Below are 15,184 nucleotides of genomic sequence, written 5' to 3' on the forward strand. Positions count from 1 at the left end.
CAAGAATTGTAGTTTCAAATCATATCCATTAAATCTGTGGCATTAAATTCTGGTGAGTATCATTTTGATCTTTGGCGTAATACAGAGACAGGATCACTAAAACCACCATCACAGCACTTAATAAACCTATGCTCAACTGGCCGCCCATAGGCACTAAAGACATAGTTAATGCGGCAAGTCCGGCGCCAAAATTTTGTAATCCCCCCAGTAATGCGCCCGCAATCCCCGCCTGACGTGGAAATGGCTCTAACGCAGCAGATGTTAGGGTAGGGAACAGCATGCCTGCGCCACTGAAGAATAAAATCGATCCAATAAGTAAACTCCAGCCAACCACTAAATTAAAAAGACCTGGGATCAACATAAATAATGCGCCAGCACCGAGTAACGCAACACCTTGGTAAACAACTCTTTGTGGCTTATTCTGTCGGCCCGCGATGAGTGCCCCCAGTAAGTAGCCAGGAATTGGCGCAACAAAATAGCAACTGACCATAAAAGGTGTCAGTCCGAGATATTGGCCATAGAGTACACCAGCAATGGCTTCAAACGCCGCAATACCGGCAAAGGTGGCGATCAATGAAAATAAATAAGCGCGAAACGCTCTATGGCGTAGGACATGCTTATAGGATTTGAAAACGGCTTGATGTTCCCGTTGCGTCTTGGGTAAAGACTCTTTAAAGAGGAATATTAACAACAGCCAGACCGCGACACCGAATCCCGCTAATACCCAGTATACGGCTTGCCAGCCAAAATAGGCCGCAGTGGCGCTGCCGATAAATGGTGCAAGCAAAGGTAAAAACACTACAGCCATAGAGACATAGCTATTAAATTTTACCAGTCGGTCACCAAAGTAGTGATCGCGGGGAATGCTACGGCATAATGCGCCTGCGCTGGCTGTGCCTAATCCTTGGATAAGGCTTGCCATAATTAGTTGGTTAAAGCTTATGGCCTGAGCCGCAAATACAGCGCCTAGAACGAAAATTGCGATACCCACGACGAGTGGCATTTTGCGGCCAACGCGATCTGACACTGGGCCATACACAAATTGAAACATCCCGTAGGAGAGTAAGTAACAGGCCATCACGGCTTGTAGTTGGCTGGCGTCCACATGGAGCCCGAGTGCGATTTGTGGAAGGGCAGGTACAAAAATCGTCTGCGCCATTTGGCCACAGGCGACCATAAAGACAATCATTAACAGTAGGCTAGACTGACTCGCCGCTGGAGCGACATCGTGATGAATAGGAGAATGTGGCGTGCCTGACATGATATTTCCGAAAAAGGTCACTTAAGGTATTTGCGCGCATCTTACTCCCTAAAAGCGTAACTTCAAGTGTCAATCATATTGATTTAACGAAATAATTTTTAATGCGATGCATAAGTTTTTATCCTGATTTTAAGCTGTAAAGCTAAACTTACGATAGGTTATTTGTCTGTTAACTAGGTCGATGAGTTGCAAATGAATTAACGCAAGGATTAACCCTGCGGTGCATCTTTTCTTACAAGCCGCCATGAGAAAAGAGAGATTGCAAGGAAACTGTGAGTTAGCAGCAAGGTGTCAGCCATAAATCAGTAACGACAAGAATATTGTTAAGAAAAAGGAGATAGCACCAATATACTTATCTCCTCTATCCTAGTGCATGGTTATTTTTGCAACTTTTCGATCCCAGTTAAAATCTGGTAGCCCACAGTGACCCGTGGCGGAACGGGGGTGTTTTTATTACTCAGCAGTACAATGCCGAGTTTTTTTGCAGGAATAAAGGCTGCATAAGCGGCAAAACCGCCAGTTGAGCCTGTTTTATTAATCCACACATTTTGCTGCGGCGCGAGGGGCGGCACTATGGGTTTAACGGGTGTACTGCCAAACACGACTTCCTGAGTATGGCCCATAAGTATTTTATCAAGATCAATAGGATATGAGTAATGCTCCCAAATCATATCTTGGGTCATCATGCCCACATCAAAGTATCCCGTGTGGGTCTCATCGAGTGCCGTTTGCAGTGGTTTGGTAAGCGGGTGCATTTGCATATTGGCCTCAACAAATTGCAGTAAATCCTTTGCTGAGGTTTTAACGCCATAGGCTTCATCGGCTAATACCCCTGGATTGACCCGCACTGGCATGTCTTGCTTATCGTAGCCTTGGGCATAATCGGCCATTTTGCTGCTCGGCACCTTGAGATAGCTGTTTGTCATACCCAATTGTGGAAATAGTGTTTGCTCAAGTATTTGTGGAAACGTTTGCCCTAAACTCTGCGCGGCAATCATGCCAAGCAGCCCAATACTCGGATTGGCGTAATTTCTGTGGGTCCCCGCGGCAAATGATGGTTGCCAATGCTTAAGGTAATCCATTAACTCTGCGTTATTAGTGACCTTATCAGGAACTTGCATCGGCAAATCCCCCGCTGTGTGGGTGGCTAAATTGATGAGACTAATCTTATCAAAATGGCTGCCTTTTAATGCTGGAACATAATCACTGGCCATGTCCGTGAGTGTTAATTTACCTTCGCCCTGTGCATAGTTAGCCAGTGTTGCGGTAAAGGTTTTACTGATAGAGCCAATCTCGAACAGGGTATCTTCAGTCACACTTTGCCCAGAGGTTTTAGAACTGACGCCATATTGGTAAAAATACTGTTTACCTTCTATGGTGATGCCAATTACTGCACCGGGAATAGCATACTCGGCCATCAGTGGTTTAACTGCGGAATCTACAATTGACTGGATGTCTTTGGTATTAAGCGTTTGGGCCGTAGTGACAGTAGAAAATAGCGTAGCAGTGAGCAGTACACCGCTTAATAACGGTATAGAAGCGATCGGGGCTTTTGGGTGCATAATTGACCTTTCATTGAGATTGTATTTGTAGAGTAGATTTTCGCATGATATTAGGGCAATTCCACACTAAGTTAAGTCATTACTGATATTTAGTTTCAATACTCTCCCAATAAGTAAGTTAAACGTTAATTTGGTCGGTTTAGTGTTGCATACTAAGTGGCAACACAGATTAATACATTACAGATGTTTTAAGAGATGGTTGCTCTGTGCTCTTAAATTATCTCGCTGACGTTAGGCTGCAGATGAAACCACAACCACTGACACCGGCCTTTTATCATGATAATGTATTACGCGATTGCACCATTGATGGCCAAGGGATAAACTGCGCCACCGCGATAAAAAAGTGCTAAATGATGTGGTCGCGATCCTTAATAAGTTTGATAGAGAATTGGTTTTTATGGCTTTAGCCCCCCATGCAGTGCACCATTTATATCAGTACCGTAAGTCTATTTCGACTAAACCCTTTGGTGCCCGCGGTAAAAAACTGATCCGCTGTCCATTATGCCTCTTAGGTGAGCAGTTCTGTACCTGTGCGCTACGCCGTCAGTTAGATACTCACGCCAGTTTCCTGCTGATTATGTATAACGATGAGGTGTTAAAGCCGACTAATAGCGGACGACTCATAGCGGATCTTATTCCTGATACCCACGCCTACATTTGGTCACGTACAGAACCTGAAGCTGAGTTGCTTGCTTTGCTGAGTTCGCCGCAATATCAACCCTATTTAGTGTTTCCTGCCCAGTATGCAGAGCAAGGGCAAACCGTACTGAACCAAGTGCCGATGTCGACATTGGCCGAAGGCAAACGGCCGCTACTTGTTCTGCTTGATGGCAGTTGGCGTGAAGCGATTAAAATGTTCCGTAAGAGTCCTTACTTGCACTCGCTGCCGTTGCTTTCCTTCGATCCCGACACGCTCGCGACCTATGCATTGCGTAAAGGTAGTCATGATTTTCAACTTGGCACCGCCGAGGTGGCATCATTGGCTTTAGGAGCGATTGGCGAAGCGGCTAATGGCAAAGCCTTAAGTACTTGGTTTGATTTGTTTGTTGAATCTTCCTTACTTGGCCGCAATCGCCGTTGCCGTGAGGACCTTCTGCCAATTACAGATTTTACCGATGCTTTTGAACTGGCCTTTGAACAAGCAAGTCGTAGTAAGAGTTAATCGATCTTGGATTTAATCTATTTTGAAAAAGGCTAGTTAACTATCTTCTTAAATAATAAATCCCCTACAGTGAGGGGATTTTTATGTGTAGCAATTAACTTATAGGAACTTCATATTAAGAAGATACCTCGCACAAGCATAATTGTTTATACCGCGACTTCTTTACCATCTAACTTACGGATAACGACTGTAGCGGCGCGAGGGCGTAATGTCGTGCCCGCAGGCGTTTTTTCAGCGGCATTGGACGAATAAGGCCAATTACCGGGATGCTGAATGTTAGCAAAAACAGAAGTGTAATCAGGGCTAATAGCAAAACCCGTAACCTCACAGTCGTTTGGTCCAACGAAGAAACGCTTTAATTCCATTTGGTTATTAGCCGATACGCCGAGCTGTTTCTCTTGGCCATCAACAAGCGTTGAAGGCACTATCGCTAGCATCTGATCGTTGGTTTCTTCTGCGACCTCCTTGGCTCCATTGTCGGTTTGAACCCACAAAATACCGCGTTGATCGAAGGCCAAACCGTCTGGGCTGGCAAATTGGTTAAGATCGGTTAAGCCTGATAAGTTTGTCTCTGCGTTACCATCACTTGGTGATCCGAATACGAAGATATCCCATGTAAATTCAGTATCTTTGTCACTTTCATCCCAACGAATAATATGGCCAAAGTGGTTTTTCAATCTTGGGTTCGCTGGATTGGTTTCAGTTCGTTTTGAGTTGTTGGTCAGGGTCAAATAAATTGAACCTGTGAAAGGATCGACAGCACACCATTCAGGGCGATCCATAGGTGTTGCACCAACAAGATCCGCTGCGCCTGCTGTGTTCAAAATAATCTCGGCTAAGCTAGCGAAAGTATTGCCTAGGGTTTTTCCGTCCGTAGTCTGGCTATCTAAGGTTAAAGGCAACCAAACACCACCACCATTTGCATTAAACTTAGCTGCATATAAAGTACCTTCATTCATATACTTATCGCCAGTTTGTATGCGATTGCTGCTGTCAGCATCTTTTGCATCCCACGCCGCGGCCGAGACAAATTTATATAAGTATTCGAATTGTGAATCGTGACCAGAATAGAATACTACTGGCTTACCTTCGGTTAGCTTGCCAAAGGTACATCCCTCATGGCGGAAACGACCAAGCGCGGTACGTTTTACTGCGCGCGATGTTGGATTGAAAGGGTCAATTTCAACAATATAACCGTGACCATTCGCTTCATTACGATAGTCATCTTGAGCACTTGCACCTTTTGGCGTGACATCAAAACGCGCGAATTCATCGAGACGTTCTTCATCATGACCTGCAAGATCATCCCAGCCATAACGTGTGCTGGTTTTGCTGATCCCAATGCGATTTTGCTCGGCAGTTAACGTACCACGGTTAGCGAAGTAGCCTGGCCAGTTTTCTTCACAGGTTAAATAAGTGCCCCAAGGCGTGTAACCATTGCCGCAGTTATTTAATGTACCGCGAGCCTGACTACCGTCGGGAGAGTAGCGGGTTTCGAGTAAAGAAGAGTAGGCGAGAGGACCGCTAATATCCATTACAGTCGCACCGGTGAATCGGCGGTTATGGTTATCATTGCTAACTACTTCCCATTGATTATTAACCAGTTTTATACGTACAACCGATACGCCATGGGCGTTGATTTCTTTACGTACCTCATCGATAATCGTGCGCAAACCTGAAGTAGGATCAAAAGTTTGTCCTGCAGGATGTAATGCAACTTCATCAATGTATTCATGGTTAATGCAAAGTAAACCGTCATTACCCGAATCATTTAATGGAAAGAAATGCATGCCATCATGGTGCATACCGACTGAGTTTGCTTGGTCATCGGCAGTGTTACTACCATCGCTTTTCCATGGTGCTGCTTTTGCATTTAATGGCGTGCCCCATGGTGCAAGTACCTGCGCTGTATAGCCTTCTGGCACAACGACGGCATCTAAACGAGAACCCGCAACTGACGTAAAGTTTAGCTTGGCGGTACTTTTTGTCGGTGGCAAAGGTGTCACTGGATCAACAGGTTTTGTAACAGGGGCGTCATCTGATCCGCAAGCAGTTAAGCCTACACTGGCAAAAGCTGTCATAGCACTGAGGCCTAAACCACTTTTTACGAAGTTACGGCGAGATAAATGTTTATCCAACACTTGGTTAAATGGCTCGTTATTACTTTTATTATAAAGTGTAGGATCAAAGGTGGCCTTACTCATATATTACTCCGGCTAGTACGATGGATTAAATTTCGTGACTAAGGCTAAAGTATCAATATGACAATAAAGATGATTTTATATTACAATAATACTGCAGTGAGCAATAAACCCGATATGCTATAAAAATGTTAACCAGCAGTTTGCTATGGTCTAAGCTGCAGAGGTCAAAGTACCTCAATTAGGATTTTTATTCTTCTATGATGTAAAATGTTGTGTCAAAGATAAAAATATATAATGTGAAGTTATTGCTTTAATTATTTTTCAAATTAAAAATTGGAAATAATTTTAATATAATTACTGAGTATCATTTTTTTCATAAACATGATAGATTTATATTTAACGTTAAAATTGCTATTTTATTTTAGGCAAAAGACTAACTGATTCTTATCGAGTCATGATCTAGTTTAGTCTTTTGTGTTTTAGTCTCTTGGTTTTAAATAATGGCGAAGTGAGCGCGGATCGGTATGGCCAGTTCTGGCCATAATGTATAAATGATCTTTATCATTTTCATGGAGTTGAGTGACACAACCACTACGCAAACTGTGGGCACCATAAAACTTTGCAGGTAGGCCCGCTTTTGTGCAATATTTTTTAATGATGCGATAAATATCATCTCCCGTGAGAAAACCACTATTTTTATGTAAACTTGAATTAGCTTCAGAGTGATGTTCTACTATTTGATAAGGGCGTAAATATTTCCCATCACGGGAAAGCGATCTAAATAAATGTCCATCCTCTATATTGGCTAGTGATAACCAATTTTTTACCGCGTTGAGTGCTGCAAAAGGTTCATGATCCGGCAGGTCTTTCCATTCCCGTTGACCTTGCTGATTACTCTTCGAATAAGGTAGGCGCACTTTTAGCTTATTACGTAAAAAACTGACATATTGAACTTTTATATCTGCAAGTTCAGAACGGCGAAACCCACCTTGTAATCCTAACTGAATAATGGCTTTGTCTCTTGCTCGGGTTAATGGCTGCACTTGTTCATCGATAGCTTGAATGAGCATTTCCACTTCATCATACATAATCGGTTGTTGATCATAATCACTCACATGGCGAGATTGATTTCTACTTAAACCGCGCATCACTCTTATCACCAGAGGGTGCTCGGTAGGTGAGTGGAATCCCGCTTGAATATGGTGGTAGCGAATCGCCGCGAGTCGAGTCGTTAATGTCTGTTTAGAAAGTTGTACTCCAGTACTCTCTTGGATCAATTCTTTCTGATAACCAATAAATGAAATCACGCTACGGGGATCTGCGGGAAGGGCCTGCAGTTGGTGCTCCGCACAATAACGGCTAAATAGACTAAAGCTCGTATTATAAACACGGCGAGTGTTGACTGAAATTTCGTATTCAGTTTCTTCGGCGGCGCTTAAATAATCACTTCGAACAGATTGTGGTATGAAAGTCTCTTCAAAAAAACGTGGCTGTTCAGCACGGTTATTATTGCGATGATCTGATCCAGTCGCTCTTTCATTCGATACATTGGTGTTATTTTGAGCATTACTATGTGTCCGGATCATTTTAGACATGCCGTTGAAGTGACCTGATATCGAATTAAGAAGGCGTAATTATACGCAAATCATGCCTACATCTACCAGTGATAATCGTCATTATCACTGGTAGAGTGCTTATTTGTTCAAATAAACTTCTGTTATCGGAATAGGGCGCATTAAATAGCATTTAGTTGGTTTTTTTAGTTTAAAATATAGCCAAGATAAAGCCATTTGGACAATGGCGATTAATTATGCGGATATAGAATTAAAAGCAAAAATAGTCTGAAATTCGTACTTTCTATATGCGATAGTTTCGAACTTGGTTAGCCAAAGAATCACAACTTTAAAGAATGGTTTAACCATTTTATTGACTTTGTTGAATGGAATGCCGCTAAACTAGGCTTATCTATTGGCTGAAATTTAAGCTAATAAGTACAACAGCTTATTAGGTATTTGACCTGATACGAGTTGAGTTATTCTTCCTAAAGTAAAAGGGAAGCACAAGGAATCGATATCACACACAAAAAATGGTTGAACCATATATTAATACTTATCGATTTGTACTAGCATAAGGACCGATTTATTTCATCTGCATTAGACGCATGCTTAACTAAAGAAACGTATTTATGGAACCGCAAGCTTGGATATATCAACAAGACAAACCGACAGCAGGAAGAAAATTATTATTGCTTGAGGAAGCAGAATTAATTTTTGCCTTACCCTTAATTTATCGCCTTATCAATCCTGAAGCTGTGGTATCTAAACCAGATTGGTTTTGTGACGCTGAGTTACAAACGGTTTCCTATACTAAGTTGGTAACACAACTAAATGAATTAGTCCGATTACGCAAAAAGGCACAGCGGATCGACAACGAGCTTACTAATGTAAACAAAATGCTCAATCAGTATTTTACGGATTTTGGCTGGCGTATGGTTCGCAAAGAATTATCTCAAATAAAAAAACGGCAAAAAAAGTCTCATATTGAGCTGAGCAGGGATATTATTTTGAGGTTAAAACGTTATATGGAAACTCAAAAGTTAGACAGTTTTGACCAAGCCATTGATACCCTATTGTCAGAGCATAATGAAAATATTTCGCTTAATGTTTTACAACATACTGATGAGGATGTTGTAGACGACATTGTTGATGAATAGAACAAAAAAACGCGGATCTATATTTTGAAGAATATGATTTTAAAGTTGTTCTATTGCCTAAAATGGATTATCTAATAAAGGTAAGTTAGCTGTGACTTATCTGTGCAGACACGTAAAATTACTGTTAAGATCTTATGTTTACGACTAGATAACGCGGGGCATTAGAGATGAGTTTAAGTATTGCAAACGATAGGAAAATTGCGGTTTTATGCCGAATTGAACCTGGCTGTCTCGGACCTGATGGCGTAGATCATATTGAGGCTTTTTGTGCTTTAGCCCAGAAAGCGATGCAACATTTTGACGTCGATGTCGGCACTTGGGTGTTGATCCCAAGATATGATAAAACCTTAGAAGAGATGCAATATAGTCTTGCAAATAAGCTGCTTTCGCGTGAGCAGGCAACTAAATATTTAGTCTCTATAGGGCGTGACATTGATGGTTTTGAAGAAAGATTTCAGGACAAACTGACGTCGCTGATCAATCTATATCTTGCTAGAAAACCTTAAATGCTCAATTTATCGGAGATGTATTTTTTGCTGAAATTCATCTGACGTCTTGTTTTTTCATAGGAGATATCGGATCGAATTTTTACAAATCGGTTTTATTTTCATATTTAATTGCTGACTAAAAAAGTAAATTAATTATATATTAATCATCGTGTTGCAATGAAATCTTCACCTATAATTACGCTCCTGATGAGCAGTTAAGTTGGCTTGAAAACTCAGTTGTTGCTAATTAACTCCGTAAAGTACGTCAAAATTTGCTAGACTAGTCGACTCACTTAATGCTGAATCTTTTTCTTGCGGTATGCCCGAATTTTGTGGGTGGTAAGGATAAGTGTAAAGGACGGTTGATGTTCAATCCCATTCCGGAAACCAATCCATACGTTAGTTTATTGCAGCAGGATTTCGAGTTTTCTGAATTTCGCCCTGGTCAAGCGCAAACGATAACACAACTTTTAGTAGGGAAGTCGAGTTTAGCGATTTTCCCGACAGGTTCTGGTAAATCCCTTTGTTATCAATTTACAGCATTGCAGTTACCCTATTTGAGTTTAGTGATTTCGCCTTTACTCGCCTTGATGAAAGATCAGCTGGAATTTTTACAATCTAAGGGAATTCATGCGGCCAGCATAGATTCAACCTTAAGCGCTGAGCAGAGTCAGCAAGTGATGACAGATGCACGCTCTGGCAAACTGAAAGTTTTAATGGTGTCGGTGGAGCGTTTCAAAAATGAACGCTTTAGGCAGTTTATTCAATCGGTTCCGCTGTCTATGTTGGTCGTCGATGAGGCGCATTGTATTTCAGAATGGGGTCACAATTTTCGGCCCGATTATCTTAAATTACCCGATTATCGGCGCGAGCTTGAGATCCCGCTGGTATTGTTACTAACGGCCACTGCGACACGTAAAGTGAAACTGGATATGGCCAAGCGCTTCGATATCGCGCCCGAACACATAGTACAAACAGGATTTTATCGACCCAATTTAGATTTGACTGTTCTGTCCGTATCGACTCAAGAGAAAAATGCCTTACTGGTTAACCAGATAACATCATTCTCAGGTGCTGGTATTGTGTATGTGACGTTACAGCAAACCGCCGAAATAGTCGCACGACTCTTGAGCCAACAAGGCATAGTCGCCAGTGCCTATCATGCTGGATTTGAAGATGAAAAACGTCAACAAATTCAAAATGATTTTATGCAGGATAAGCTGCAAGTGGTTGTTGCTACCATCGCCTTTGGTATGGGAATAGATAAGAGCAATATCCGTTTTGTGATCCACTATGATTTGCCTAAATCCATTGAAAACTACAGTCAAGAAATCGGCAGAGCAGGGCGTGATGGTGCCTTATCCCATTGTGTGACTTTAGCCAATCTTGACGGACTCAATACCGTTGAAAATTTTGTGTATGGCGATACGCCTGAGCGAGAAGGTATAGCGCAAGTCATTGAAGCTATTCGACTTGAACAAGATTCTGGTCAGTGGGAATGTCAGCTTAATGGCGTGTCGACGGCGAGTAATATTCGCCAGTTGCCGTTAAAAACGTTACTTGTACAGCTAGAGATTCTAGGTGTGGTTAAGCCGTTATTTGCTTATTACGCCGATGTTAATTACAAATTTTTAGTGGACAAACATGTCATTCTGAGCCGCTTTAATCCAGAGCGGCAGGCCTTTTTGACGCAAATTTTTAATCATACGCAGATGAAGAAAATATGGGGCGCGTTAGATTTTGATGCCTTGTACAGTGCGACGGGCCATGAACGCAGTCGCGTGTTGGCCGCGCTGGAATATTTAGCTGAACATCAGTTGATTGAATTAGAAACCAAACGAATTACCGATGTGTATCGGGTGGATGTTGCCGCATTAGCGCGTCCGGAACTCATCGATGAGCTGTACCATTATTTTATTGATAAAGAGCAGAAAGAAATTGCGCGAATAGCGCAGTTAGTCCGCTTTTTTGAACTTGAGACGTGCTTAAGCCACAATTTATCCCGTTATTTTGATGATAATGAGACGCCGGCTGTCTGCGGTCATTGCAGTGTCTGCCGTGGTCATTTCGCTAAGTTGAGTTATTCGACGGAACCGACTTGGCCGACAGATCAGCAGATATTGGCTGATTTGCATGAGTTGAAGCATCATTTAACGGCCAAAGGCATAGATGCTTTATCACTTGATACCTATTGTCGTTGCCTTGCTGGTATGTCAGTTCCTTTGGTGAGTCGTTTTCAAGTGCGTAAGTTGAGTGGTTTCGGCCGCTGTGAAAAATTGAGATATGCTGAAATTAAACAGAAAGTTGAGTCACTGTTGTCGCAACTAGATGATAAAAGAGTTGAACATGAATAAGGCCGTAAAAAAGATGTTAGCCACCCATGAACATTTGGTTCACTCTGAAGGTGTGACTGTGGTTTCGCATATGCAAAGGGAAAAGGCGGAGTGGATACAACATACTGTTATGATTGAAGATTGTGACGTGCCGTTTAAATTTAGACGGGTCAAAAAGTATCGTAATCTGCAAGGGCAAAAGATCAATGTCATCTATTACCCAGAGACAGAAACTGTGGCAGGTTTTGAAATAGAAATTATGCAAGTCGTTAGAATTAAACGATTCTAGTTAATGCGCTTCGAGTCTTTGCTTTTATCAATCAGCAAAGACTCGAAGCGCATTTGATTGATGACGCAAGAGTTAAATTCGGCTATTTACTTGGAATATTGATAGGTTGAATCTACTTTCCAAGTTCTGAAACGCAGTTCAGCGCCTTCTGGTAGATAAAAAACCTTAGGCAAGCGACTGTCATAGTGCATTTTTAGTTCACCCGGAATACGTACAAAAGCTTCTTTCTTCGCTAGTTCGAAACAGGCCATCATAGTGCTCGGGCCTTCAGCGATTTCATCTACTTGATAGTAGTTATAACCCCAACCTTCTACTGTCAGTTCCTTCAATTCCCCGTTTAATCCATGCTTATTGCAATCAACCATTTGAGTCTGACCAATTTGGATTTCGACCATGTAGTCATCTTCATTTTCTAATTTAGGTAAACTTAAAATGTGCTGCACCATACCTGCTGCCGGAGCAGGGAACATCTTAGTGGCTTCCTGTGCGCTGTAATCTTTTGGATCGAAACGTTGAATACTGATCATAGGCGCATCTAATCCTGTTGGATGTGGTGGGCTCACCGCCGCGGCATTGAATGACAATAGTGCAAATGCAAGGGGAACAGTGCTAACGCTAAATAAGGTCTTCAATTTCATTTTGTTTCTCCTAATCGAACTGAATTGATGTCGATAAATTTGTCTGTGTTCTGCTCCCTATAAACGCAGCAGAGGTAAAAAAGGGTTAAATTATTCAATAAAAAATCGATTTTTTATTCAAATAATCTTTATCAATCTGAATAATAAGGGTTAATTACACTTTCCAATGACTTATTTTGTTAAGTTCGCAGCTATTTCAATTCTTTGCTGTGGCTGTTTTATGACTCATATCATGCGAAAAATATACGAAATAGCCTAGATAAAAACCTTAAAACTTGGATTTCAACTTGCACTGAAAAGCCACCGCTGTGTCTGTCTATAACTGCATAAGGCTGTAATAAAGCCAATCTAACTCAGCTATGTGAGCTATTTTTACTCATAAATCAAGCGCTAATCCATTAAACCTTGCCTGATATCCTTTGCCTAGTCTAGCTGCCTATCTTAATTTACATATCAGTGTCTCGACTGATGGCAGGAGAGCAGATGCATTATGGGGATTCAAATACACGTTTAAAAGTTTGAAAACAGTATATCTTGATAAATAGTTAATTTGATCTTCATATATTTTGATTTTCAAACTATAATTCAAGCGACGAGTTTTTCACCATTAATAGCGATAGAAATGGAGCAGGGGCCATACAATGAAATCAATGACAGCCGAGCAAGCGACAGGTCATCAAGCTACTACGGGAAGCCGCCAAGGGCACTCACTCGCCCAGTGGCAGCACGCCCATGAGTTTTCGAGTCATAACCGCGATGGCGAGAAGAACACTCGCTATGTACTGTATTTAACCGTGATCACTATGGTGGCTGAAATTGCTGCCGGAACCATCTACGGTTCTATGGCACTGCTCGCCGACGGTTGGCACATGGGAACCCATGCCGCGGCCTTTATGATCACGTTATTCGCCTATTCCTATGCCCGTAAACATGCTAACGATCCTGCATTTGCTTTCGGTACTGGCAAAGTGAGTGTACTTGGCGGTTATACCAGCGCAATAGCGCTAGGACTTGTGGCACTGGTGATGTTAATTGAATCGGGAATGCGACTGATTAACCCTGAGCAAATCCATTTTAACGAAGCCATATTTGTGGCTGTCATAGGTTTGAGCGTTAATGTGCTGAGTGTATTTTTACTCAAAGATCACCATACCCACGACCATGGGCACGCTCATGGTCATGGTCATAGTCATGCTCATGGACATCAAGATGATCATGATGACAAGTATGCTCACGCGAATCATAACAGCCAAGCTCACTCCCATGACGATCACGCCCATACGGCTCATTCGCATGGTGCGAGTCCACATACGCACGATGACTCACATGTACACGATGACAGCCATCAAGATCATAGCCATTGTCATCATAAACAGGAGCACCATGCTGCTGAGCATGAGCATGAGCATGAGCATGAGCATGAGCATGAGCATGAGCATGAGAGTCAGAAGGCACACGGTGGTCATGATCACAACCTACGCGCCGCCTATTTTCACGTATTAGCCGATGCGTTAACGTCAGTGCTCGCCATTGCGGCCTTGTTGTTTGGTAAATACATGGGACTGACTTGGCTCGATCCGGTTATGGGTATAGTGGGTGCTGTGATTATTAGCCGTTGGTCATGGGGACTCATTCAGCAAACGAGTCCTATCTTACTTGACGGTGGTGTTAAAGCGTCATTACAGCGTAAAGTTGTGGAAACCCTTGAGGCCGTACCGGATCATCAAGTGGCCGATTTACATCTTTGGCGAGTGAGTGCCGATCACCATGCTATTATGGTGTCTATCGTGTCCCATTCACCGAAAGATGTCAGTTATTTTAATCAGTTACTGTCACAATTTCCTGAATTGGCCCATATCACTATTGAACTCCATACTTGCCGTCAGCGCGAGTGTATGGCTAAGGAAGCCTAAATGACTGTTGAACATCATCATTCATCAAACCTGAATTCAACGACTGCTCATTCAACGGCCGCACATTCAACAGATCATGCATTAAATCATGTGATTATTGAATTTTACGAAAAGCTGTCGTCTTGGGAACACGCCATTGTACGTGACAAAGGTTTTAGCCTATCGCAGGTGCACACCATTGAGTTACTCGGCGTGCACGGCGCTATGAGGATGAAAGAACTAGCGGATAAAATTGGTGTCACAACAGGCACACTAACGGTTCAAATCGACAAAATGGTTGAAGCTGAGTGGGTTGTACGTCGTCCCCATGAAACCGATCGTCGTTCGATTCTGGTGGAGTTAACCGAAAAGGGCCAAACTTTGTTCCTCGAACATGATGCATTACATCTACAACTCACCACAGATCTCACCGCTAAAATGAGCAGTGAGGAACGAATCGTACTGCTCAATTTGTTGTCTCGTATGAATAACGAGTTTTAATTTACCCTATTTCATCCACTAAAAAGCGTCCCTCGTGGACGCTTTTTTATAGCATGACATCTTTAAAAACGCGATTCATTCTAGATTAATCATCAGCTATTACAGTACCTTACCTTTTGTTACATTCTTGTTGGATTAATAGTTGAACTGGATATTAATTAAGGTAATGTAAGGGCAGATCTCAAGATGGACTTTGTTTAA

At 42.2% G+C, this 15,184-nt stretch carries 12 protein-coding genes; 7 read left to right on the plus strand and 5 right to left on the minus strand.

Translation table 11 applies throughout. From position 1 onward, the window contains the following. Positions 1 to 28: 28 nt before the first annotated feature. Positions 29 to 1,261, minus strand: a complete 1,233-nt coding sequence (emrD, locus tag L5M51_RS06990) for a multidrug efflux MFS transporter EmrD (RefSeq protein WP_263172089.1) — start codon at positions 1,259 to 1,261, stop codon at positions 29 to 31. Between the two features lie 377 nt (positions 1,262 to 1,638). Continuing rightward, positions 1,639 to 2,823 carry a class C beta-lactamase gene (ampC, locus tag L5M51_RS06995; protein WP_263172090.1) on the minus strand — a complete coding sequence of 395 codons (1,185 nt, stop codon included), beginning with the start codon at positions 2,821 to 2,823 and terminating at the stop codon, positions 1,639 to 1,641. 397 nt (positions 2,824 to 3,220) lie between these two features. On the opposite strand from ampC, the gene L5M51_RS07000 reads away from it, so the two are divergent. Then, a complete protein-coding gene (locus tag L5M51_RS07000) occupies positions 3,221 to 3,985 on the plus strand; it encodes a tRNA-uridine aminocarboxypropyltransferase (RefSeq protein ID WP_263172091.1) in 765 nt (254 codons plus the stop codon). A gap of 146 nt (positions 3,986 to 4,131) precedes the next feature. Here the strand turns inward: L5M51_RS07000 and L5M51_RS07005 are convergent, their stop codons facing one another. Together L5M51_RS07005 and L5M51_RS07010 are read right to left on the minus strand one after the other, a co-directional pair. Then, positions 4,132 to 6,189, minus strand: coding sequence for a PhoX family protein (locus L5M51_RS07005; RefSeq protein WP_263172093.1), 2,058 nt, complete (start codon positions 6,187 to 6,189; stop codon positions 4,132 to 4,134). 419 nt (positions 6,190 to 6,608) lie between these two features. Beyond that, a complete protein-coding gene (locus tag L5M51_RS07010) occupies positions 6,609 to 7,724 on the minus strand; it encodes a tyrosine-type recombinase/integrase (RefSeq protein ID WP_263172094.1) in 1,116 nt (371 codons plus the stop codon). Positions 7,725 to 8,314: 590 nt separating this feature from the next. Here L5M51_RS07010 and L5M51_RS07015 point away from each other — a divergent pair. From L5M51_RS07015 to L5M51_RS07030, 4 genes are all read left to right on the plus strand, one after another. Then, positions 8,315 to 8,842, plus strand: coding sequence for a hypothetical protein (locus L5M51_RS07015; RefSeq protein ID WP_263172096.1), 528 nt, complete (start codon positions 8,315 to 8,317; stop codon positions 8,840 to 8,842). Positions 8,843 to 9,009: 167 nt separating this feature from the next. Continuing rightward, positions 9,010 to 9,348: a hypothetical protein gene (locus tag L5M51_RS07020; RefSeq protein WP_105252539.1), complete on the plus strand. Its 339-nt coding sequence runs from the start codon at positions 9,010 to 9,012 to the stop codon at positions 9,346 to 9,348. 347 nt (positions 9,349 to 9,695) lie between these two features. Further along, complete coding sequence (locus tag L5M51_RS07025) at positions 9,696 to 11,684, plus strand: ATP-dependent DNA helicase RecQ (protein WP_263172097.1); 1,989 nt, start codon at positions 9,696 to 9,698, stop codon at positions 11,682 to 11,684. Further along, positions 11,677 to 11,952 carry a hypothetical protein gene (locus L5M51_RS07030; RefSeq protein WP_028759892.1) on the plus strand — a complete coding sequence of 92 codons (276 nt, stop codon included), beginning with the start codon at positions 11,677 to 11,679 and terminating at the stop codon, positions 11,950 to 11,952. Before L5M51_RS07025 ends, L5M51_RS07030 begins: the two co-directional genes overlap by 8 nt. Before the next feature lie 86 nt (positions 11,953 to 12,038). On the opposite strand, the gene eco is transcribed toward L5M51_RS07030, so the two are convergent. Beyond that, the gene (gene eco, locus L5M51_RS07035; RefSeq protein WP_263172099.1) at positions 12,039 to 12,590 is read right to left on the minus strand and encodes a serine protease inhibitor ecotin; all 552 of its coding nucleotides are present in this window, start codon (positions 12,588 to 12,590) and stop codon (positions 12,039 to 12,041) included. 641 nt (positions 12,591 to 13,231) lie between these two features. On the opposite strand from eco, the gene L5M51_RS07040 reads away from it, so the two are divergent. Together L5M51_RS07040 and L5M51_RS07045 are read left to right on the plus strand one after the other, a co-directional pair. Beyond that, a complete protein-coding gene (locus L5M51_RS07040; protein WP_263172101.1) occupies positions 13,232 to 14,503 on the plus strand; it encodes a cation diffusion facilitator family transporter in 1,272 nt (423 codons plus the stop codon). Next, positions 14,504 to 14,983 (plus strand): MarR family winged helix-turn-helix transcriptional regulator, encoded by a 480-nt coding sequence (locus tag L5M51_RS07045; RefSeq protein ID WP_028759894.1) that lies wholly within the window; start codon positions 14,504 to 14,506, stop codon positions 14,981 to 14,983. Positions 14,984 to 15,184 lie beyond the last annotated feature (201 nt).

This window comes from Shewanella sp. SM73, from assembly GCF_025653795.1.
GTDB lineage: Bacteria > Pseudomonadota > Gammaproteobacteria > Enterobacterales > Shewanellaceae > Shewanella > Shewanella oncorhynchi.